Origin of the sequence: Streptomyces sp. NPDC051684, from assembly GCF_044453445.1 — a bacterium.
Lineage (GTDB): Bacteria > Actinomycetota > Actinomycetes > Streptomycetales > Streptomycetaceae > Streptomyces.
The window spans coordinates 202,245-223,395 of the sequence record NZ_JBITCS010000006.1; the positions used below are offsets into that span (position 1 = coordinate 202,245).

The window sequence follows — 21,151 nt, forward strand, 5'->3', positions numbered from 1 at the left end:
GGTTCGGCCCGCCGGACCCGCTCGCCCCGTCTCGTGATATCCGGTGCCTCCCTGTCCGTCCTTCTCGCGGGTGCCACCGCCTGCGGGCCGTTCGGACAGGATGACGACAAGGCCGCCCCCACCGGCCCCTCGTTCACCGTCGCCGCGGCCGGCGACATCCTCATCCACCCGGAACTCACCGATCAGGCCCGCAAGGACGCGAAGACCACGGGCAAGGGCGAGAAGGGCATCGACTTCGGTCCGATGCTGGCCGCGGTCGAACCGGTCATCGGCAAGGCCGACCTGGCCATCTGCCACTTCGAGCCGGTCGCGGGCAAGCCCGGCGGGCCCTTCGAGGGCTTCCCCGCCTTCCGGGTGCCGCCGCAGATCGCCACGACGATCAAGGATGTCGGCTACGACACCTGCTCCACCGCCTCCAACCACACCCTCGACCACGGCTCCGCCGGCGTCACCGACACGCTGAACGTGCTCGACAAGGCGGGCCTCAAGCACACGGGTTCGGCCCGCAGCGCCGCCGAGGCCGCCAAGCCGCTGATCATGGACGTCAACGGCGTCAAGGTCGCCCAGCTCTCCTACGCCTTCGGGTTCAACGGCAACGAGTTGCCCAAGAGCAAGCCCTGGCTGGCGAACGAGACCGATTTCGACGCCATCGCCGCCGCGGAGAAGCGGGCCCGTGAGGCCGGTGCCGACGTGGTGATCCTCTCCATCCACTGGGGCCGCGAGTATCACTCCGACCCGAGCCGCTCCCAGCTCGCCCTCGGCCGCAGAATCGCCGAGAAGACCGGCATCAACCTGGTGATCGGCCACCACGCGCATGTCGTGCAGCCGATGGAGAAGGTGGACGGCACCTGGATCGCGTACGGGCTCGGGAACCAGGTCGCACGGCACGAGGTGCCCACGGGGCTGACCGAGGAGGGTGTCGTCGGCTGGTTCGAGTTCAGCAAGCGGGGCGGTGACTGGGACGTGCGGGCCAAGTACGTGCCCACCCTCACCGAGATCCCGCCGGACCCCGACGCCTCGGGCGCGGTGCCGGACGGCGCGGTCAAGGACCACCGGCTCGTCGACGTGGCCGCGGCCCTCAAGGGAGGCGAGGTGGCCGGGCAGGAGCGCGCCCGCTACCGGCTGGCGTTCCGGCGCACCGAGGGTACGTTGCTCAATCGCGGCGCCACCGAGGACGGCCTGGAGGCGCTGGAGCCGCTGCCGAACTGAGCGCTCCCCGTGGCCTCTTCGAGGGGCCCGGTGGGACATCTGAGGCTCGTGTGAGGCATGGGTCACACTTCCCCCTCATTCGTACAACCATTTGAGTCCCGGTCGGGTCAGAAGCATCCGGATCGCCGGAATCTGCCCACGGTCCCGCGCCCATGCGCGCCCTGACCCGCCCGAGAGGAGCCCTCCCTTGGCCGCTTCGCGTACGAAGCGGCGGCACAAGGTCCGCCGACGATCCGACATGTCCCTTCTGGGAGGCATTCGCCCGCCCATCGCGGTGCTGTCGGTTCTGCTTCTCGTCCTCGCGGGGGTCACCGCCCTCACCCTCGGACGTCTCGACAACGCGGGCCTGCCGAAGGCGGTGATGACGTCACAGCAGCACTTCGCGGAGGACGGTGCGATCGCGCTGCGCGCCTCCGTCGACGAGGGCGTCACCGACCTGACGCGGACGGCCGCGCTGTTCAACGCCGGAGACCCGGTGCCCGCCGACGCCGTCCTCGACAAGATCGGCAACGTCTACCAGAAGTGGAACGGCAGCGCCGTCGTCGAGATCAAGACCGGCAAGCTGCTCGCCGCCCGCGGCGAGAACGTCCCGCTGACCGCGATCGACCGCAGCAAGCTCGGCGCCGAGGACGGACTCGCCCCGCGCATGGTGCGCCTGGAGAACGGCGAGAGCCGGCTGCTCTCTTTCGGGCTGCTCGCTTGGAAGGGGCGGCCGCAGCAACTGATCGTCACCTCGGCGAGCCTCAAGTTCCCCGGCATCAGCCTCGGAAAGTTCCGTTCCATCGCCGTCGTCGACTCCGCCGGCACCGTGCTCAGCAGCGACGGAGTCCCCGAGCCGGAGCAGGTCCGCACCGATACTCAGCGCGAAGAGGCCAAGGAGTCCGACCGCCGGCTCAAGGCGTTCGCCAAGACCGCCGCGCGCAAGGCCGAACAGAACCCCCTCCAGTCGAAGGAGCCCGGCTCCGGTGGCTTCACCGGCGTCAGCGGCAGTCTCACCGGCGACCGCTACCTGGGTGAGCGGCAGATCGCCGGATACGCCGCGCTGGCCGCGCCCGAGGCCGGCGAGACCACCGTCGCCACCTCGCTCGGCCTCAGCGTCGTCGCCATGACGAAGGTCGCCGAGGACCCGCTGACCACGAGCAGTCCCGTGTTCGGCCTGCTCGCCGCGGCCGCCCTCCTCGTCATCGGCGGCCTCACCGTCGCCTTCCTGCTCGGTACGGTGCAACGCCCGCTCATCCGGCTGTTCCTGGAGAGCCGCCGCCTCACTCGCGGCGACCTCGCCCGCCCGGTCGCCGTGCCGCGGCGCGGCGAGGCCGCCCGGATCGGCGTTGCCCTGGAGCGGCTGCGCCGACAGCTTCTCGACCAGAGCCCCGAGGACAGTGCGCACGACGCCCCGGCGGTACGCCGCCGCCGCGGAGCCCGCGCCCTCGTGGCGGTCGCGGCCGTGCTGCTGCTCGTGTGGTGCGCCCCGCTGTTGCTCCTGCTCAACCGGGCGGGTGACACCGTCGTCGTGCCGCAGCAGATGGTCAACGACCAGCGCGAACGCACCGACACCCTCAGCGACCGGGTGCGTCGCGCCCTCAACGAGGGGCAGGCGGACCTCGCCTCCGTCGCCTCGCTGATCGGCGACGGCACCAGCCCCGCGGACATGACCGAGGTGCTGGAACGCACCATGAGCGAGCACACCCGCTACCAGTCGATCTACGTCCTGGACGCCAAGGGCGGCGTCCTCGCCAAGGCAGGCGGCGACGTGCACAGCCCAAAGGGCGAGGCCCCTTCGACGAAGGCCGTCCGGGTCCTCGACGACGAGGGCAAGACACCCGTCATCCTCGGCACCGCCGAACTGCCCGGACGCGGCGGCGCCGCGGTGGTCGGCGAGATCCGCGTCGATTTCCTCAACTCCGTGCTGAAGCGGCCCGGACTCGGTGACGTCAGGGTCGTCGACGCGAAGCACCGCATCATCGGCGGCAACACCGGCTACCTCGCCTTCCACGGCCTGCCCGGCAGCCGCCTCGACGAACTGGTCGACGGCAGCAACCAGAAGGTGGGCCTGGCGCCGCGCCCCAGCGGCGTGATGTTCCGCGACGGCGGCGACATCCGGATCGCGGCGGCGGCGCCCTTCGTGGGCGGCGGAGCCGCGAAGTCCCTCGGCTGGACCGTGGTGAGCTGGCAGCCCGCGTCCGGCCTCGCCATCCCCGCGTACACGTACCAGGACCGCACCGTGCTCGCGGGCCTGCTCGGTGCCACGGCAGCCGCCGCGTGCCTGGGCTGGCTGCACATCGTCGTCGTGCGGCCGCTGCGCGAACTGGCCCGCCAGGCCGAGCGCCTGGCGGACGGCGACCGCAAGACGGTGCTCTTCCCGCGCCACCACGACGAGGTCGGCGCCGTCGCCCGCAGCCTCGAACTCGTACGCCAGCAGTTGCAGGGACAGCGGCAACAGCAGCGACGGCAGGGCGCGCACCCGCGCACGCCTGCCGGAGCCCGTAGGAACTAGGAATCATCGTGCTCTTCCTCTACACCGTGCTCGTGGTGTGCGGAGCCGTCCTGCTGATCGCCGGTGTGATCGAACAGCGACGACACTTCGTCAACCTCGAACACATACCGACCCGCGTGCTCGTCAACGGCATCCGCGGCAAGTCGTCCATCACCCGCCTGTGCGCGGGCGCCCTGCGCGGCGGCGACCTGACCACGGTCGCCAAGACCACCGGCACCGCCGCCCGCTTCATCCACCCGGACGCCACCGAGGAGCCGGTCTATCGCAAGTTCGGCATCGCCAACGTCGTCGAGCAGATCGGCATCGTGCGCCGCGCCGCCGCGTACCACCCGGACGCCCTGGTCATCGAGTGCATGGCCGTCATGCCCGCACTTCAGGAGATCAACCAGTCCAAGCTGATCCGCTCCACGATCGGCGTGCTCTGCAACGTCCGCGAGGACCACCTCGCAGAGATGGGCCCCACCCTCGACGACGTCGCCCGGTCGCTGTGCCGCTCCATGCCCGAGAACGGCATCTGCGTCACCGCCGAGGTGGACCGCTTCCACATCCTCCAGGAGGAGGCGGACGCCCGGAACTGCGAGCTGGTCTACGCCGACCCCGAGATGGTCACCGACGAGGAACTGCGCGGCTTCAGCTGGTTCACGTTCAAGGAGAACGTGGCCATCGCCCTCGTCGTCGCCGGCCTCCTCGGCGTCGAGCGGCAGACCGCGCTCCAGGGCATGTACGACGCGCCGCCGGACCCGGGCGTCCTGTCCGTCGAGCGCTACATCGCTCCCGAGGACAAAAAGCTCCGCTTCGCCAATGTCTTCGCGGCGAACGACCCCGAGTCAACGCTGATGAACATCAACCAGCTGCTCGACCTGGGCGCCATCCACCGCCCCCTCAACGTCGTCATCAACTGCCGCCCCGACCGCGTCGAACGCAACGGGCAGATGGGCGAGATCATCCCCGACCTCGACCCCGAGCACGTCTTCGTCATCGGCCACCCCGCCAAGTCCGCGATCGATGCGATCCCCGCGGCCTACCGCGACCGCGCCGTCGACCTCGGGGGCGACCGCCGCGACCCCGGCGAGTTCATGGGCCGGTTGCTGGACCGTCTCGGCCGCGACTCCTCGCTCGTGGCGATCGGCAACATCCACGGCCAGGGCGAGCACCTCCTGGATTACCTCGCCGAACTCCCGGCGGACGAGACCCCGGACGAGGCCGACCTGGACATCGCGGCCGAGATGCCGCAGCACGTCGAGACGGTCCAGCTGTACGCGCCGCGCATCGATCCGTACCAGCAGTACTCGCCCGCGTACGAGGAGCGGTACGCCGCGCCGCCCGCCGTGCCCGTGCAACGGACCGACAGCCAGTACCAGTACCCCGTACCGCAGCTCGAACCGGTTCGCCCGCGCGGCATGTTCGACCCCGTCGTACCCCCCGCCCCGCCCGCCGACGACTTCGAGCAGTGGCACAACTCAGCAGGAGAGCAGCACCGTTGATTCCCTCCGTCCTCACGCCCGAGATCGCCGCGGTCGGCATCGCCATCGGGCTGCTGTTCTCCCTGATCTGCTACCTGACCACGAACCTGTCGCCCGGCGGCATGATCACGCCCGGCTGGCTGGCCCTCACGCTCGTCGAGGACCTCCAGCGCGCGGCGATGGTGCTCGGTGTCACCGTCCTGACGTACGTCGGCACCCTGCTGATGCAGAAGTTCGTGATCCTCTACGGCAAGCGGCTGTTCGCGGCCGTCGTGCTGCTCGGCGTCACGCTCCAGGCGACGGTCATGATCGTCCTCTCCCTGGAATTCCCTCTGATGTACGCGAACCAGACTCTCGGCTTCATCGTGCCCGGCCTGATCGCCTACCAGCTGGTCCGCCAGCCCAAGGGCCCCACTCTCCTCGCGACCGGCTCGGTGACGCTGATGGCCTACGTCGTCCTGACCGCGGGCATCCTCCTCGGCTTCATGCCGTCCGCCTGACCCCACCTGTTCCCAGACCGGAGCCGAACTCCCATGCCCCCCAAGAAGAAGCGCCCCGTCCTGCACACCGTCACCGTCCTCGCCCTGCTTGGCGCGAGCGGCTACCTCACGGTCGAACTGAAGAAGGACACGGACGCCAAGGCCCCCACGGTGCAGGCGGTCACCGACTCCCCGCTCCTGGAGACCAGCGGTGGTGAGAAGGGTGGCAAGCAGACCTGGGAGCGCCTGAAGAACCCCGAGCGCTCCGTGCTGCGCGGCGAGGGCGGCCAGGTACTCGCCACGTTCACCGACGGCGCCCGTACCGCGACTCTCAAGGGCCCCTCCCGCACCTTCAGTGAGCCCACGAACACCAAGTCCAAGGTCGTGACCGAGGACTGGGTACGGCTCATGCCGGAGGCCTGGCGCAAGGGCGCCGAGAAGCAGCAATGGTTCAAGGACTGGTTCAAGCAGTACTACGGCAGCGAAGAGGGCGACCTTTTCTCCTACGCCTTCCAGTACGTGGAAGGAGCACCCGTCAAGAAGGACGACGAGGGACTTCAGTACGCGGGCGACGCCTTCTTCGGCCCGTTCAAGAAGGACGGCGTGGACCGCCTCGAACAGAACGATTTCTACGACTACTTGGGCATCCCCTACACCTTCCGCAATGGAACGACCCTGCAGCCGCACGCGGACCGCCTGCATTCCCTGGACTGCTCCGGATTCATGCGCATGGTGTTCGGTTACCGGGCCCGCTTCCCGCTGGCGGCCACCAACAAGGTGGGCGACGGCCTGCCACGCACCGCGGACGGCATGGCCCGCTCCAAGGTGGGCGTCGACATCGTCAAGCTTCGGGGCCCGGCGCCCTGGTACACCCGCCCCACCAACATCGACGTGCTCCAACCCGGCGACCTGCTCTTCTTCAAGATGGACCACCGTACGAGCAACCACATGGACCACGTCGCCCTCTACCTCGGCCTGGACACCAATGGCCACCGCGTCTTCGTCTCCAGCCGCAAGGAGGTCAACGGACCGACCATGGGCGACCAGGGCGGCACCTCACGGGTCGACGGCAACGGCTTCTACGCAGGGCTGTTCCGCAGTGCCAAGCGCCTGTGACGCCCGGGCCGCCGAGGGCCCGAGCGCCCCGCCTAGGGCCTGTCGTTTGGATCAGGCCGGATCAGGGAGCGGGGCCTGGTGCGTGCGATCGCAAGGCGGAGGAGGGAGGCGACGCGGAGCGTCGTCGACCGACGACAACGCCGCGAGCGTGCGTGCCAGGCCCCGCGAGCCCGGCCTGATCCAAACGACAAGCCCTAAGCTGGGCCCTGTGAACGGCGACTGGCTGATCGTTGGGCGCGACGGCGCCCTCTGTGCGTACGCGTACGCCCCCGAAGACAACGCGGTCGTCTGCCGCGTCGAGCAGCACCCCGAAGCCCCCTGGTCACCACCCCGCACGGTGGGCGGTGACCAGCGCGTGCGCCCGGACCTCGCCGTCGCCCGCAGCGCCGAGGGATACGCCCACCTCGCCACCTGGCGCCCCACCCTCCCCGGCGAGTCCGGACTCGTGCACTCGACGCACTTCCAGTCGCACCTCGCCGCGCTCGACTGGAACCCCATCGGTCACCCGAACAAGAAGGGCGACCGCACCGGGCCGCCCGCCGTCGCCGTCGACGCGCAGGGGCGCGCCCACGTGTTCGTGGGCAACAAGGGTGGTGGCGTCAGCATGCGCGCGCAGTTGGAGAAGGGCGGCTGGGGGCCGTGGACCGACCTCAAGGGGACGGACGTCCGCGGTGAACTCGCCGCCGTGGCAGGGGAGTCGGGGCTGATCACGCTGTACGCTGCGACCTTGGACGGGATCCTGCGCTGGCGTCAGGAGAAGCCGGGCGCGACACCGGTCCAGGACGAGAAGCCGCAACCGGCGTCGCCCCGCCCGCACACCCTGCGGGCGCTGGCCACGTCCTCGGCACACACCACCCTCTTCTACGCAGACGACGACGGCGGGTTGTACGCCTGGCGCGGCGAGAGCGACCCGGTCCGTCTGGTGGCGGCCGCCGGGGACGGGCCATTGACGGCGATGCGCTGCCAACTGGACGACGTCGACTGCACGTTGCTGGCCCAGCGTGCGAGTGGCGGGCGGGTCGAGTTCGCCGCGTACCCCACGGAGCTGGAGAGCGCGGGCGCCTGGTGGACGGAGTCCGGGGACCCGGTTCCGTCCGACGCCCGCATCGCCCTGGCCGACGACGCCGGCCGTGTCGTCGCGGCGGTGTACGTTCCCGGCAGCCCGGACCGCATGCTCCTCACACGCCGGAAGGACGAGCCCGGCCTGGCCCTCGAGGCGTGGCGGCAGGTGGTCTGACCGCGCCGCACACGCGGACGGCCGCCCCCGCACAGCGGGAGCGGCCGTCGCGAAACGGGGTCGGGCTACGCGGGGACCGAAGCCACCCCGGCCGCCAGGAACTTCTTCCCGGTGACCCGCTCGGAGACGCCCGCCCGGTCCAGGTACGGCGTGATGCCGCCCAGGTGGAAGGGCCAGCCCGCGCCGGTGATCAGGCAGAGGTCGATGTCCTGGGCCTCGGCGACGACGTTCTCGTCGAGCATCAGGCCGATCTCCTGGGCCACCGCGTCGAGGACGCGGTCGCGGGTCTGCTCCTCGGAGAGGACCACGTCGCCCTGCTTCAGCAGCGCCGCGACCTCCGGGTCCAGCTCCGGCTTGCCGGAGTCGTAGACGTAGAAGCCGCGCTTGCCGGCCTTGACCACGGCCGCCAGGTTCGGGGACACCGTGAAGCGGTCCGGGAAGGCGCGGTTCAGGGTCTCCGAGACGTGCAGGCCGATGGCCGGGCCGACCAGCTCCAGGAGGACCAGCGGGGACATCGGGAGGCCGAGCGGCTCGACGGCCTTCTCGGCGACCGCGACCGGCGTGCCCTCGTCGATGACGTTCTGGATCTCGCCCATGAAGCGGGTCAGGATGCGGTTGACCACGAACGCCGGGGCGTCCTTGACCAGTACCGCGGTCTTCTTCAGCTTCTTGGCGACGCCGAACGCCGTCGCCAGCGCCGCGTCGTCCGTCTGCTCGCCGCGGACGATCTCCAGGAGCGGGAGGATCGCGACCGGATTGAAGAAGTGGAAGCCGACCACGCGCTCGGGGTGCTTCAGCTTCGACGCCATCTCCGAGATGGAGAGGGACGAGGTGTTGGTCGCCAGGATGGCGTGGGCCGGGGCGACCGCCTCGACCTCCGCGAACACCTGCTGCTTGACGCCGATCTCCTCGAAGACGGCCTCGATGATGAAGTCGGCGTCCGCGAAGCCCTCGGCCTTGTCGAGGACGCCCGACACCAGGCCCTTGAGGCGGTTCGCCTTGTCCTGGTTGATGCGGCCCTTGCCGAGCAGCTTCTCGATCTCGGCGTGGACGTAGCCCACACCCTTGTCCACGCGCTCCTGGTCGATGTCCGTGAGGACGACCGGGACCTCCAGGCGACGCAGGAAGAGGAGGGCCAGCTGCGAAGCCATCAGGCCCGCGCCGACCACGCCGACCTTCGTCACCGGGCGCGCCAGGTTCTTGTCCGGGGCGCCGGCGGGACGCTTGGCGCGCTTCTGGACGAGGTTGAACGCGTAGATGCCGGAGCGGAGTTCGCCGCCCATGATCAGGTCCGCGAGGGCCTGGTCCTCGGCGTCGAAACCGGCCTGGAGATCGCCGGACTTCGCGTTCGCGATGATGTCGAGCGCGCGGTACGCGGCCGGGGCGGCGCCGTGCACCTTGGAGTCGGCGATGAACTTGCCGCGCGCCACGGCCTGGTCCCAGGCCTCGCCGCGGTCGACGTCCGGGCGCTCGACCTTGACGTCGCCCTTGAGGACCTGAGCGGTCCAGATGAGGGACTGCTCCAGGAAGTCCGCGCCCTCGAACAGCGCGTCGGCGATGCCCAGCTCGTAGACCTGCACGCCCTTGAGCTGCTTGTTCTGGTTGAGGCTGTTCTCGATGATGACCGAGACGGCCCTGTCCGCGCCGATCAGGTTCGGGAGCAGGGCGCAGCCGCCCCAGCCCGGAACCAGGCCGAGGAAGACCTCGGGCAGCGAGAAGGCCGGGAGGGCCTTCGAGACGGTGCGGTAGCTGCAGTGCAGGCCGACCTCGACGCCGCCGCCCATCGCCGCGCCGTTGTAGTACGCGAACGTGGGGACCGCGAGGGCGGACAGGCGCTTGAAGACCTCGTGGCCGCCCTTGCCGATGGCGAGCGCGTCGTCGTGCTTCTTCAGCAGCTCGACGCCCTTGAGGTCGGCCCCGACCGCGAAGATGAACGGCTTGCCGGTGACGCCGACACCGACGATGTCGCCCTCGGCGGCCTCCTTCTCGACCTGGTCGATCGCCGCGTTCAGGTTGGCGAGGGACGCCGGGCCGAACGTGGTCGGCTTGGTGTGGTCCAGGCCGTTGTCCAGCGTGATGAGGGCGAACTTGCCCGCGCCGTACGGGAGGTCGAGGTGGCGTACGTGCGCCGACGTGACGACCTCGTCCTCGAAGAGGGCGGATGCGCCCTTCAGGAGCTCAGCGGTGGTGGTGCTCACTTGTCGCCTCCGGCGTCCTTGTGGTGCGGGTTCTCCCAGATGACCGTGGCGCCCATGCCGAAGCCGACGCACATGGTCGTGAGGCCGTAACGGACCTCCGGCTGCTCCTCGAACTGGCGGGCCAGCTGCGTCATCAGGCGGACGCCGGAGGAGGCGAGCGGGTGGCCGTACGCGATGGCGCCGCCGTACTGGTTGACGCGCGCGTCGTCGTCGGCGATGCCGTAGTGGTCGAGGAAGGCCAGGACCTGGACGGCGAAGGCCTCGTTGATCTCGAAGAGGTTGATGTCCTCGATGCCGAGGCCCGCCTTGGCGAGGGCCTTCTCCGTGGCCGGGATCGGGCCGTAGCCCATGACCTCCGGCTCCACGCCCGCGAAGGCGTAGGAGACGAGGCGCATCTTGACCGGGAGGTTGTTCTCGCGGGCGAAGTCCTCGGAGGCGATGATCGAGGCCGTCGCGCCGTCGTTGAGACCGGCCGCGTTGCCGGCCGTGACACGGCCGTGCGTACGGAACGGGGTCTTGAGGCCCGAGAGGCTCTCCAGGGTGGTGCCCGGGCGCATCGGCTCGTCGGCCGTGACCAGGCCCCAGCCGGTCTCGCCGACCTCGGCGTTGGTGTTGCGCACGGAGATCGGGACGAGGTCCTGCTGGATCTTGCCGTTCGCGTACGCCTTCGCCGCCTTCTCCTGCGAGCGCACGGCGTATTCGTCGGAGCGCTGCTTGGTGATGTGCGGGTAGCGGTCGTGCAGGTTCTCGGCGGTCATGCCCATGAACAGGGCCGACTCGTCCACGAGCTTCTCGCTCACGAACCGCGGGTTCGGGTCGACGCCCTCGCCCATGGGGTGGCGGCCCATGTGCTCGACGCCGCCCGCGATGACGGCGTCGTACGCGCCGAAGGCGATGGAGCCGGCCGTCGTCGTCACGGCGGTGAGCGCGCCCGCGCACATGCGGTCGATGGAGTAGCCGGGGACCGACTGCGGCAGGCCCGCGAGGATGCCCGCGGTGCGGCCGATGGTCAGGCCCTGGTCACCGATCTGCGTGGTCGCGGCGACGGCGACCTCGTCGATCTGGGCGGGGTCCAGGTTCGGGTTGCGGCGCAGCAGCTCCCGGATGGACTTGACGACCAGGTCGTCGGCGCGGGTCTCGTGGTAGATGCCCTTCGGGCCCGCCTTGCCGAACGGGGTGCGGACGCCGTCGACGAAGACGACGTCCCTGACGGTACGAGGCACGATGGCTCTCCTCCAGGTGCGGGAATGCGCTGCCGCGCGGCGCGGTCGTCCCGTACGGATCCGTTTCCGGGTACGCGGACGGCGCGCTGCGAATACCGTCATGCTACTTGCGAGTAACCAAGTCTTGAAGCCCCCTCGGCCGGAGCGGCGAAGGTCACATTTGCGGCGGGGCTTGCGCGGCACCGGGCGCCGCCTTGCCCACCCTGCCGCCCAAGGCTCGGTCGGCATGAGCAAGCCCCGCCGGCGATCGAGGCGCGGGGTCCGGGGCGGAGCCCCGTGGCATAGGGGCGGGTGGGCGGTGCGGACGCACGAACGCCCCCCGGCCCAAGGCCGAGGGGCGTACACGGGGGCCCGGTCAGACGCGGGACGCGAGCGCCGGGAGGAGGACCGGGGTGACCTGCTCGACCTGCCAGTGCCGGGCACCGTGGGAGGTCAGAGCGGCCGACACGGACTCCGCGTCCAGCTCCGCCGGAGGCTCCCAGCACACCCGCCGCACGGTGTCCGGCGTGATCAGGTTCTCCTGCGGCATGGAGAGCGTCTCGGCGAGGGCCGTGACCGCCGCCCGCGCCGCGGAGAGGCGGGCCGCAGCGGCGGGGTCCTTGTCGGCCCAGGCGCGCGGCGGGGGCGGCCCCGTCGTGGGCTGGCCCGGCTGTGGCAGCTCGGACTCCGCCAGCCCCCGCGCCCGGTCGACCGCGGCCTGCCACTGCTCCAGCTGCCGCCGGCCCATGCGGTGGCCGAAGCCGGGCAGCGCGGACAGCGCGTGCACGTTCACCGGCACCGCGAGTGCCGCCTCGACGATCGCCGAGTCACCGAGCACCTTGCCCGGCGAGACGTCCCGCCGCTGCGCGACCTGATCGCGCGCCGTCCACAGCTCGCGGACGATCGCCATCTGACGCCGGCGCCGCACCTTGTGCATGCCGGACGTCCGCCGCCACGGATCCTTGCGCGGCGGCGCGGGCGGGGCCGAGGCGATGGCGTCGAACTCCTCGCGGGCCCACTCCAGCTTGCCCTGCCGGTCGAGCTCCTTCTCCAGCGCGTCACGCAGGTCGACGAGGAGTTCCACGTCGAGCGCGGCATAGCGCAGCCAGGGCTCGGGCAGCGGGCGCGTCGACCAGTCGACGGCGGAGTGGCCCTTCTCCAGTACGTAGCCGAGCACGTTCTCGACCATCGCGCCGAGGCCGACCCGCGGGAACCCGGCGAGCCGTCCGGCCAGCTCGGTGTCGAAGAGCTGCGTGGGTCGCATGCCTATGTCGCGCAGGCACGGCAGGTCCTGCGTCGCGGCGTGCAGGTCCCACTCGGCGTCGCCGATGGCGGTGCCGAGCGAGGAGAGGTCGGGGCAGGCGACCGGATCGATGAGCGCGGTGCCCGCGCCCTCGCGGCGCAGCTGCACCAGATAGGCGCGCTGCCCGTACCGGTAGCCGGACGCGCGCTCGGCGTCGACGGCGACGGGCCCGGTGCCGGCGGCGAAGGCCGCGACGACATCGGCGAGCGAGGCCTCGTCGGCGATCACCGGCGGGATGCCCTCGCGGGGTTCGAGGAGGGGGGTGGGCGCACCGTCGACTGAACCAACAGATCCTTCAGCAGAAGATCCGCCGTCGTCCAGAGGGGCGCCTCCGGTGGTGCGCAGTGAACTGTCTGCTGCGGTCTCTTGGGCGTCGGTCACCTGTCAAGAGTATCTGTGAACGCACGACGCCCGTCGACGGAACGTTACGTCGACGGGCGCGGTGGTGCAGTAAACCGGACGAATCCGGCCACGGGTCGATCAGTGGATGATGCCGGTGCGCAGCGCCACGGCCACCATCCCGGCCCGGTCACCCGTGCCGAGCTTGCGCGCGATGCGGGCGAGGTGGCTCTTGACGGTCAGCGCGGACAGGCCCATGGAGACCCCGATGGCCTTGTTCGACTGGCCCTCGGCGACGAGCCGGAGCACCTCCACTTCGCGTCCGGACAGTTCGCGGTAGCCGCCCGGGTGGCTCGGGGCACCCGGGGGGCGACGGTGCATACGGGCGGCCGCGGCGCCGATGGGGGCGGCGCCTGGCCGGGTGGGCAGGCCGATGTTCGTACGGGTGCCGGTGACGACATAGCCCTTGACGCCGCCCGCGAGGGCGTTGCGCACGGCACCGATGTCGTCGGCGGCGGAGAGGGCGAGGCCGTTGGGCCAGCCCGCGGCTCGGGTTTCGGAGAGGAGCGTCAGGCCGGATCCATCGGGGAGGTGGACGTCGGCGACGCAGATGTCGCGAGGGTTGCCGATGCGGGGACGAGCCTCCGCGACGGACGAGGCCTCGATCACGTCACGAACACCGAGCGCCCACAGGTGGCGGGTCACGGTGGAACGGACGCGGGGGTCGGCCACGACCACCATCGCGGTCGGCTTGTTCGGGCGGTAGGCGACCAGGCTTGAGGGCTGCTCGAGGAGAACGGACACCAGGCCTCCTGGGGTGCGGGACGGAGCCGGCTCGGGGATGAAGCCGGGGGATGAACCGTGCTTTCAAGGTCACAGCAACCTTCGGCAGCAAACCCGCCCGCCTTTAGACAATGATCACGATTTGGTGAGTAACAATGCGAGCAATTCGGACACAGTAGCGATCATTCGAAAGGGTGGCGAATAGTCACGAGTCGCAACCAATCGAACCAAATCAGACCGCCCGGGGCCATTTCGAAAGGACCCGAAACATGAGTCGGCCGCGTCGGAGCTGCTCCGACGCGGCCGAAAAGTGACCCCTGCGAATCGGGGTCAGGAAGGTCGCGGCCCCCGCCGCTGCGGCAGCGTCACCACCGCGCCGTCCGGGCCCTGCGGGCCCGCCGCCACCGGCGGAAGCCCCGCGATCTGGCACAGCACCTCGCACCACGCCGCGAGATGCGCCGCCGTGTCCGGTACGCCGCCCGGGCCCTCGCGCGGCGTCCACGACGCCCGGATCTCGATCTGTGAGGCGGGCGCCCGGTCGCCGAGCCCGCCGAAGTAGTGCGAACTCGCACGGGTGACCGTGCCCGAGGGCTCCCCGTACGACAGCCCGCGGGCCTGCAGCGCGCCCGTCAGCCAGGACCAGGAGACGTCGGGCAGGAGCGGGTCGGCAGCCATCTCGGGTTCGAGTTCGGCCCGGACCAGGGTCACGAGCCGGAAGGTGCCGTGCCAGGCGTCGTGCCCCGCCGGATCGTGCAGCAGGACGAGCCGGCCGTCGGCCAGGTCCTCCTCGCCGTCGACGACCGCGGCCTCGAGCGCGTACGAAAAGGGGGCCAGGCGCTGCGGCGGCCGCGTCGGATCGATCTCGATCTCCGGGCGGAGCCGCGCGGACCGCAGGGCGTCGACCGCCGTACGGAAGGCGGGCGGGGTGGGGTCGTGCTCCTGTGCAGCGTTCATGTCCCGAGCGTTCTGCCCCTCCCGCACCGATTCACTCATCCCGCCTGTCCCGTTGTGGTCGTCGCGCTCGTCGTCCGACCGTCGTCCCTGAGCCGAAGCCATGCCGGGAAGGTTAAGGGGAGCGGGCCCCGCGCGCGGGGAGGGACACCCCTGTGCGAGCCCCCTTCCCCATGTCCTTCACAGGCTGCTGCGCGGGCGTGCGAAACTTTCGGGTGTGAGTGCCAATACCGAGGCCACGGGCCAGCAGCCGTCAGCGACGTACGAACCCACGAAGGCCACCCAGAACTCGGCCTTCCTCAAGGCGTGCAGGCGCGAGCCCGTGCCGCACACGCCGGTGTGGTTCATGCGCCAGGCCGGCCGATCGCTGCCCGAGTACCACAAGGTGCGCGAGGGCATCGCGATGCTGGACTCCTGCATGCGGCCCGACCTGGTCGCCGAGATCACGATGCAGCCGGTGCGCCGGCACGACGTCGACGCGGCGATCTACTTCAGCGACATCGTCGTGCCGCTCAAGGCCATCGGCATCGACCTCGACATTAAGCCCGGCGTCGGCCCGGTCATCGCCAACCCGATCCGCTCGCGCGCCGACCTGGCCCAGCTGCGGGACCTCACCCCCGAGGACGTCTGGTACGTCACCGAGGCCATGGGGCTGCTCACCGCCGAGCTCGGCGAGAAGCCGCTGATCGGCTTCGCGGGCGCCCCGTTCACGCTCGCCAGCTACCTCGTGGAGGGCGGCCCGTCCCGCAACCACGAGCACACCAAGGCGCTCATGTACGGCGACCCGCAGCTCTGGGCCGACCTGGTCGACCGGCTCGCCGAGATCACCTCCGCGTTCCTGAAGGTGCAGATCGAGGCCGGCGCCAGCGCCGTGCAGCTCTTCGACTCGTGGGTGGGCGCACTGGCCCCCGCCGACTACCGGCGCTCCGTGCTGCCCGCGTCGGCCAAGGTCTTCGACGCCGTCGCCTCCTACGGCGTGCCGCGCATCCACTTCGGCGTCGGCACCGGTGAGCTGCTCGGGCTCATGGGCGAGGCCGGCGCGGACGTCGTCGGTGTCGACTGGCGCGTCCCGCTCGACGAGGCCGCGCGCCGCGTCGGCCCCGGCAAGGCGCTCCAGGGCAACTTCGACCCGGCCATCCTGTTCTCCACCCGCGAGGCCGTCGAGACCAGGGCCGACGAGGTCCTCGACGCCGCCGCGGGCCTGGAGGGCCACGTGTTCAACCTCGGCCACGGCGTGCCGCCGAACACCGACCCGGACGCGCTGACCCGGCTCGTCGAGTACGTGCACACGCAGACCGCCAAGTAGTTCCCGCCGTCCGCAGGTCCCTTCGGAATTGCCGAAGGGCCCCTGCGGGGAACGGCCATTGTTCGCGCCCGTCACCTCCGATTGCCTGTGCGGTGCGCCACCCCTCCGGTGGCGCGGGACCGTGGAGGTGGACGTGACCGCGCATGCAGCGTCGCAGGCGGCGGCCGGGCCGGCGAAGGCGCCCGGGGTTCGTCGAGGGGTGTCCTCGAGGGACTGGTGGATCATCGGCCTGCTGCTGGCCTTCTTCACCCTGAACTTCGCCGACAAGGCCGCCGTCGGGCTCGCCGCGCCCGACCTGGAGAAGGACCTCGGGCTCACCGCCGCTCAGTACGGCCTGATGTCGAGCGCCTTCTTCTGGCTGTTCGCGGCGGGCGCCGTCGTCCTCGCGTTGTTCTTCCGGCGGATCGGCTGGCGCTGGTCCGCGGCCGGGCTGATGATCGCGTGGGTGGCGAGCATGGCGCCGCTGACCGTGCCCACGACGGTCGGCGTCGTGATCGCCTCGCGGATGGTGCTCGGCTTCTTCGAGGGCCCGGCGCACGCGCTGTGCCAGTCCGTCGTCGCGGACCGCTTCCCGTCCGAGCGGCGGGCGTTCGCGGGCGCGGTCGTCAACGCGGGCTCCTCCGTCGGGCCGTTGGTCGCCACGCCGCTGCTCACGTGGGTCATCATCACCTGGACCTGGCACGCGGCGTTCATCGTGCTCGTCGTGATCGGGGCGGTGTGGGCGGTGCTGTGGTTGCTCGTGACGCGGAGGGAGCCGGGGATGGGGCCGCGGGGCTCCGCCCCGGCCCCCGCGCCTCAGACGCCGGCGGGGCTTGAGGACGGTGACATCGACGTACCGCTGACCTCGCTGCTGCGCACCGGCAGCTTCTGGGGACTCGCCCTGCTCTCCTTCGCCGGGTACCTCATCTCCTCGCTCAAGGTGTCCTGGCTGCCCTCCTTCCTGCACGACGGGATGGGCTACTCGCGCGGCACGGTGGGGCTGCTCGCCACCCTCCCGTACGGGCTCGCGATCGTCGTGCTGCTCACCGCCGGGCTGATCTCGGGGCGGATGCTGAAGGCCGGGCGTTCGGCGCGGGCCGCGCGCGGGTTCCTGACCATGGGCTATCTCTGCTTCGCGGGCGTCGCCATGATCGCCTTCACGCAGGTGCCGCCGGGCGGGCTCCAACTGGCCCTGGTGGTCGCCGCGTTCTCCATCAACAGCGTGGCGTTCTCGGTGGCCTTCGCGGGCGCCGCCGACTTCCTGCCCCGCAGGCACCGGCCCGGCTTCTTCGGCTGCATCATCGCCGCCTACAGCGTCGCGGGGATCGTCGCGCCGTGGCTGCTCGGCGTCATCGTGGACGCCGCCGACACCGTTTCGCAGGGATACGCCGACGGGTTCCTCGTCGTCGGCATCACCATCTGCGTCTTCGCCGTCGCCGGCGGACTGCTGCTGAACCCGGAGCGCTCGCGCGAGATCCTGCTCGCCGAGACGGCGCGGCGCAGGGCCACGGCGGGTGAGGCCCGATGAACCGGCCCCTGGACGGGCTCCGGGTCCTCGACTTCGGGCAGTACATCGCCGCCCCCGGAGCCGGGCAGAACCTCGCCGACCTCGGCGCCGACGTCATCAAGGTGGAACCCCTCGCGGGCGACCAGGCGCGCGGCATCGGCCCCTTCGGCACCGCCATGGTCCGCGCCAACAACCGCGGCAAGCGCAGCATCGCCGTCGACCTACGAGCGCCCGAGGGCGAGGCAGTGGTCCGCGAGCTGCTCGCCACGGCGGACGTGCTGCTGCACAACTTCCGGCACGGCGTCAGCGAGCGGCTCGGTCTCGGCCCGGACGCGCTGCTCGCCCGCCACCCACGGCTCGTCTACGGCTTCGTCACCGGATTCGGCACGCGCGGCCCGTCCGCGTACCGGGTCGGCCTCGACATCGCGGCGCAGGCCGAGTTCGCCGTCATGGACCTCACCGGGGCGGCGGACGGGGATCCGCAGCGGGTGGGCTTCGCGGTGGCGGACGTGCTGGCGGCGCAGGCCCTTACGTCGGGTGTCCTCGCCGCGTTGTTGCAGCGCGCGGGCACGGGCCGGGGCGACGTCGTGGAGACCTCGCTCATGGAGGCCGTCGTGCACGCGCAGGCGTCCACCTGGGCCGAGCACGAGCTGAGCGGCAACGTGCCGACGCGGCGCGGGAACGGGCAGGCGCTCGCGGCGCCCGCCGCGGACCTCGTGCGGACCCGGGACGGCGGGGCGCTGGTCCTCTCCGCGTACACGGGGGAGAAGTTCGCGGCGTTGTGCGAGGTGATCGGGCGGCCGGAACTGGCCGGCGATGCCCGGTTCGCCTCGAACCCCGCGCGGGTCGAGCACCGGCCGGAGCTTCTCGATCTGCTGCACGACACGCTCGGGCGGCTCGGCCGGGACGAGGCCCTGGAGCGGCTGCGCGGTGCCGGGATCGTGTGCGGGGCCGTGCGGCGCTTCGACGAGCTCGCCGACGACCCCGATGTACGGGCCTCCGGGCTGATCGCGGACATCGGTGACGGGTGCACGGCGCCGACGACCGCGTTCTCGGTGGGCGGGCGGCGTCCTGCGGGTACGCCGCCGGCGCCGCGGGTCGGTGAGCACACGCGGCGGATCCTCGCCGAACTCGGGCTCGGCGAACGGGAGATCGGGGCGCTGGTCGACGGCGGTGTCGTGGTGGCGGCGCCGGACCTCGCGCCCGCCACGCCGGGGCCGGGCCCCTCGTAACCGGTGCGCCGCACCGGGCGCCGCCTTGCCCACCCTGCCTTCCCCAAGCTCTCCTACAAGCTCCGAGCAGGGGAGACCCCATGAGGCGGCAGATTGCCCAAGTCGGGGAGCCCCCCCGGTCACCATCACCCTAGGAGGAATCCGCATGATCGACCCCGATGTGCTCGCGCTCGACTTCGAGGCGCACTTGGAGCGCGTCGCCCGGCTCACCGACGACGTTCTCATCCCCGCCGAGCAGGAGATGGTGGAGGTGGGATCCGTCCCCGCGCACGTCGTCGACACACTCGCCCGGAACGGGCTGTTCGGGGTGTCGATACCGCGGCGGCTCGGCGGGCTCGACTGGTCCATGAGCCAACAGGTGCGGCTGACCATGGAGTTCACCCGCGCGTCGTGCGTGTACCGCTCGCGGTTCTCCACCGTCATCGGCCTGTGCTCGCAGGCGATCCTCGACCACGGCACCGAAGCGCAGCGCGAGACCATGCTGCCGAAGATGGCGGCAGGCGAGCACATCACGGCGTTCGCGCTCACCGAACCCGACGCCGGTTCGGACGCGGGGTCGCTCACCACGACCGCCCGCCGCGTCGACGGCGGCTGGGTCGTCGACGGGCACAAGCGGTACATCACCAACGCCCACTGGGCGGACGAACTCGTGGTGTTCGCCCGCACGGGAGAGCCCGGGGAGGGGGCCGCGGGCGTCTCCGCGTTCCTCGTGCCGCGCGACGCAGAAGGCGTCACGACCCGGCTGCCCACCCGTATGAACGGGCACGCCGAGGCGCCGGTCGCCGAGATCGACCTCGTCGGGGTGCGGGTCGACGACTCCGCGCTGCTCGGCGGCGAACTCGGCGCCGGGTTCAAGGCCGCGCTGCGCGGCATCAACCACGCCCGGCTGCACGTCGCCGCCACCTGCGTGGGCCAGGCCACCCGGATGCTGGAGGAGACCTCCCGGCACCTGTCGGGGCGCGAGCAGTTCGGGGCGCCGCTCGCGGACCTCGGTGCCGTCCAGGCCGACCTCGGCCGCTGCTTCGCCGACCTGGAGGCCGCCCGCGCGCTGACCATGGAGGCGGCGTACGCCTTCGACTCCGGCAGCGTGCCGCGCCACCGCATCGCCGCCGCCAAGCTGTTCGCCTCCGAGATGGCGAGCCGCGTCGCGGACCGCTGCGTCCAGCTCCTCGGCGGCGAGGGCATCGTCGGCGACCACCCGGTGCCGCGGATGTGGCGCGACGTACGGGCGCTGCGGATCTACGAGGGGTCGTCGCCGGTGCACGAGCGCAACCTCGGCCGCGCCGTGACCAGGCAGGTCGGCGTGGACGGGACGCTTCCGGACACTTACCGTGTCACCCGCGGAGCGCCCCTGGGGGCCTAGGACATCGAGGAGGCCCGGTGGAGCTGAGGCAGTTGGAGCAGTTTCTGGCCGTGGTGGACCACGGCGGCCTCGGGCGCGCGGCCGAGCGCCTGTACCTGTCGCAGCCCACCGTGTCCGGGTCCATCCGGGCCCTGGAGCGCGAGCTGAAGGTCGAGCTGTTCCACCGCACCGCGCGCCGCCTCGTGCCCACCTCCGCGGGCCGGCAGCTGGTGCCGCTGGCCCGGCGCGTGCTCGACGACGTGGTCGCCGTCCAGGACGCGATGCGCAGCGCCCGCGAGGTCGGCGGGGGCGTCCTCACGGTGATGTGCACGCCCGACATGTCCGGGGAGGCGGTGGCGTCCTGGGCGGGCGGGTTCACGCGCGCGTACCCTGCGGTCCGGCTCGACATCAGCGAGGTCGGTTCCCGGCACGAACTCGTGGCGGCGGTCGCCGACGGGCGGGCCGAACTGGGCTTCACGCTCGCCCCCGAAGAACTCCGCGGCGATCTCGACTTCATCGAGCTGGGGGTGCAGCGGCTGCTGCTGGTGCGCCCCGAGGGGCATGCGCCCGCGACGCGTGCCGGGAGGGTGCCCCTCGCCGAGCTCGGCGACCTGCCGCTCGCCCGCCGCCAGATCACCCGCAACGAGGAGGACGCCGTGCAGGCCGCGCTGGCCGCACACGGCGTCGCCCCGACCACCGGCGCGACCGTGACCAGCAGGAACGCGCAGCTGACCTTCGTGCTCCGGTCCGGGTTCCAGGCGTTCCTGCCGCTGCGGATGTGTGCGACGGCGCTCGACGCCGGAGCCGAGGTCGTCGAGACCGACCCGCTCATCGAATCGCCGTTCGGCGTCGTGCACCGTGCCGGTGAACTCGCCCCCGCGGCGCAGCAGTTCGTAGCCGACGTCCAGTCGGCGCTGCGGGCCTGGTTCGATGCCATCACGGCCGGGCGCGAGGCGGGGCTCGGCCTCGTGGACGCGGTGGTGGCGGCCCGGGAAGCGGCGCTCTGAGCCG

At 71.4% G+C, this 21,151-nt stretch carries 16 protein-coding genes; 11 read left to right on the forward strand and 5 right to left on the reverse strand.

Annotated features, from left to right (window positions below; all coding sequences use genetic code 11):
• The first annotated feature begins 33 nt into the window (after positions 1-33).
• The 6 genes from ACIA8D_RS09975 (at position 34) to ACIA8D_RS10000 (ending at position 7,998) form a co-directional block, all read left to right on the forward strand.
• Entirely contained in the window at positions 34-1,209 is a 1,176-nt protein-coding gene (locus ACIA8D_RS09975) for a CapA family protein (RefSeq protein ID WP_399230679.1), read from the forward strand.
• Positions 1,210-1,447: 238 nt separating this feature from the next.
• Positions 1,448-3,703 (forward strand): HAMP domain-containing protein, encoded by a 2,256-nt coding sequence (locus ACIA8D_RS09980; RefSeq protein ID WP_399230481.1) that lies wholly within the window; start codon positions 1,448-1,450, stop codon positions 3,701-3,703.
• A gap of 8 nt (positions 3,704-3,711) precedes the next feature.
• Positions 3,712-5,187, forward strand: a complete 1,476-nt coding sequence (gene pgsB / locus ACIA8D_RS09985; RefSeq protein ID WP_399230482.1) for a poly-gamma-glutamate synthase PgsB — start codon at positions 3,712-3,714, stop codon at positions 5,185-5,187.
• A complete protein-coding gene (locus ACIA8D_RS09990; protein ID WP_399230483.1) occupies positions 5,184-5,666 on the forward strand; it encodes a poly-gamma-glutamate biosynthesis protein PgsC/CapC in 483 nt (160 codons plus the stop codon). The genes pgsB and ACIA8D_RS09990 overlap by 4 nt, the downstream gene beginning before the upstream one ends.
• A 33-nt stretch (positions 5,667-5,699) precedes the next feature.
• Positions 5,700-6,761 carry a C40 family peptidase gene (locus ACIA8D_RS09995; RefSeq protein ID WP_399230484.1) on the forward strand — a complete coding sequence of 354 codons (1,062 nt, stop codon included), beginning with the start codon at positions 5,700-5,702 and terminating at the stop codon, positions 6,759-6,761.
• A gap of 208 nt (positions 6,762-6,969) precedes the next feature.
• Positions 6,970-7,998 carry a hypothetical protein gene (locus ACIA8D_RS10000; protein ID WP_399230485.1) on the forward strand — a complete coding sequence of 343 codons (1,029 nt, stop codon included), beginning with the start codon at positions 6,970-6,972 and terminating at the stop codon, positions 7,996-7,998.
• Between the two features lie 65 nt (positions 7,999-8,063).
• Here ACIA8D_RS10000 and ACIA8D_RS10005 read toward each other — a convergent pair whose 3' ends face one another.
• From ACIA8D_RS10005 to ACIA8D_RS10025, 5 genes are all read right to left on the reverse strand, one after another.
• The gene (locus tag ACIA8D_RS10005) at positions 8,064-10,196 is read right to left on the reverse strand and encodes a 3-hydroxyacyl-CoA dehydrogenase NAD-binding domain-containing protein (RefSeq protein ID WP_399230486.1); all 2,133 of its coding nucleotides are present in this window, start codon (positions 10,194-10,196) and stop codon (positions 8,064-8,066) included.
• On the reverse strand, positions 10,193-11,419 hold the full coding sequence (locus tag ACIA8D_RS10010) for a thiolase family protein (RefSeq protein WP_399230488.1): 1,227 nt from the start codon (positions 11,417-11,419) through the stop codon (positions 10,193-10,195). Before ACIA8D_RS10010 ends, ACIA8D_RS10005 begins: the two co-directional genes overlap by 4 nt.
• Positions 11,420-11,774: 355 nt before the next feature.
• Positions 11,775-13,082, reverse strand: coding sequence for an HRDC domain-containing protein (locus ACIA8D_RS10015; RefSeq protein ID WP_399230490.1), 1,308 nt, complete (start codon positions 13,080-13,082; stop codon positions 11,775-11,777).
• Positions 13,083-13,181: 99 nt separating this feature from the next.
• Complete coding sequence (locus ACIA8D_RS10020; RefSeq protein WP_266602921.1) at positions 13,182-13,844, reverse strand: response regulator transcription factor; 663 nt, start codon at positions 13,842-13,844, stop codon at positions 13,182-13,184.
• A gap of 309 nt (positions 13,845-14,153) precedes the next feature.
• The gene (locus ACIA8D_RS10025; protein WP_399230492.1) at positions 14,154-14,777 is read right to left on the reverse strand and encodes a DUF3000 domain-containing protein; all 624 of its coding nucleotides are present in this window, start codon (positions 14,775-14,777) and stop codon (positions 14,154-14,156) included.
• Between the two features lie 214 nt (positions 14,778-14,991).
• On the opposite strand from ACIA8D_RS10025, the gene hemE reads away from it, so the two are divergent.
• The 5 genes from hemE (at position 14,992) to ACIA8D_RS10050 (ending at position 21,147) form a co-directional block, all read left to right on the forward strand.
• The gene (gene hemE / locus ACIA8D_RS10030) at positions 14,992-16,080 is read left to right on the forward strand and encodes a uroporphyrinogen decarboxylase (protein ID WP_399230494.1); all 1,089 of its coding nucleotides are present in this window, start codon (positions 14,992-14,994) and stop codon (positions 16,078-16,080) included.
• A 133-nt stretch (positions 16,081-16,213) separates the two neighbouring features.
• Positions 16,214-17,587: an MFS transporter gene (locus tag ACIA8D_RS10035; RefSeq protein WP_399230496.1), complete on the forward strand. Its 1,374-nt coding sequence runs from the start codon at positions 16,214-16,216 to the stop codon at positions 17,585-17,587.
• Positions 17,584-18,798: a CaiB/BaiF CoA transferase family protein gene (locus ACIA8D_RS10040; RefSeq protein ID WP_399230499.1), complete on the forward strand. Its 1,215-nt coding sequence runs from the start codon at positions 17,584-17,586 to the stop codon at positions 18,796-18,798. The genes ACIA8D_RS10035 and ACIA8D_RS10040 overlap by 4 nt, the downstream gene beginning before the upstream one ends.
• Positions 18,799-18,943: 145 nt before the next feature.
• Positions 18,944-20,161, forward strand: coding sequence for an acyl-CoA dehydrogenase family protein (locus tag ACIA8D_RS10045; protein ID WP_399230500.1), 1,218 nt, complete (start codon positions 18,944-18,946; stop codon positions 20,159-20,161).
• Between the two features lie 17 nt (positions 20,162-20,178).
• The gene (locus tag ACIA8D_RS10050; RefSeq protein WP_399230503.1) at positions 20,179-21,147 is read left to right on the forward strand and encodes a LysR family transcriptional regulator; all 969 of its coding nucleotides are present in this window, start codon (positions 20,179-20,181) and stop codon (positions 21,145-21,147) included.
• Positions 21,148-21,151 lie beyond the last annotated feature (4 nt).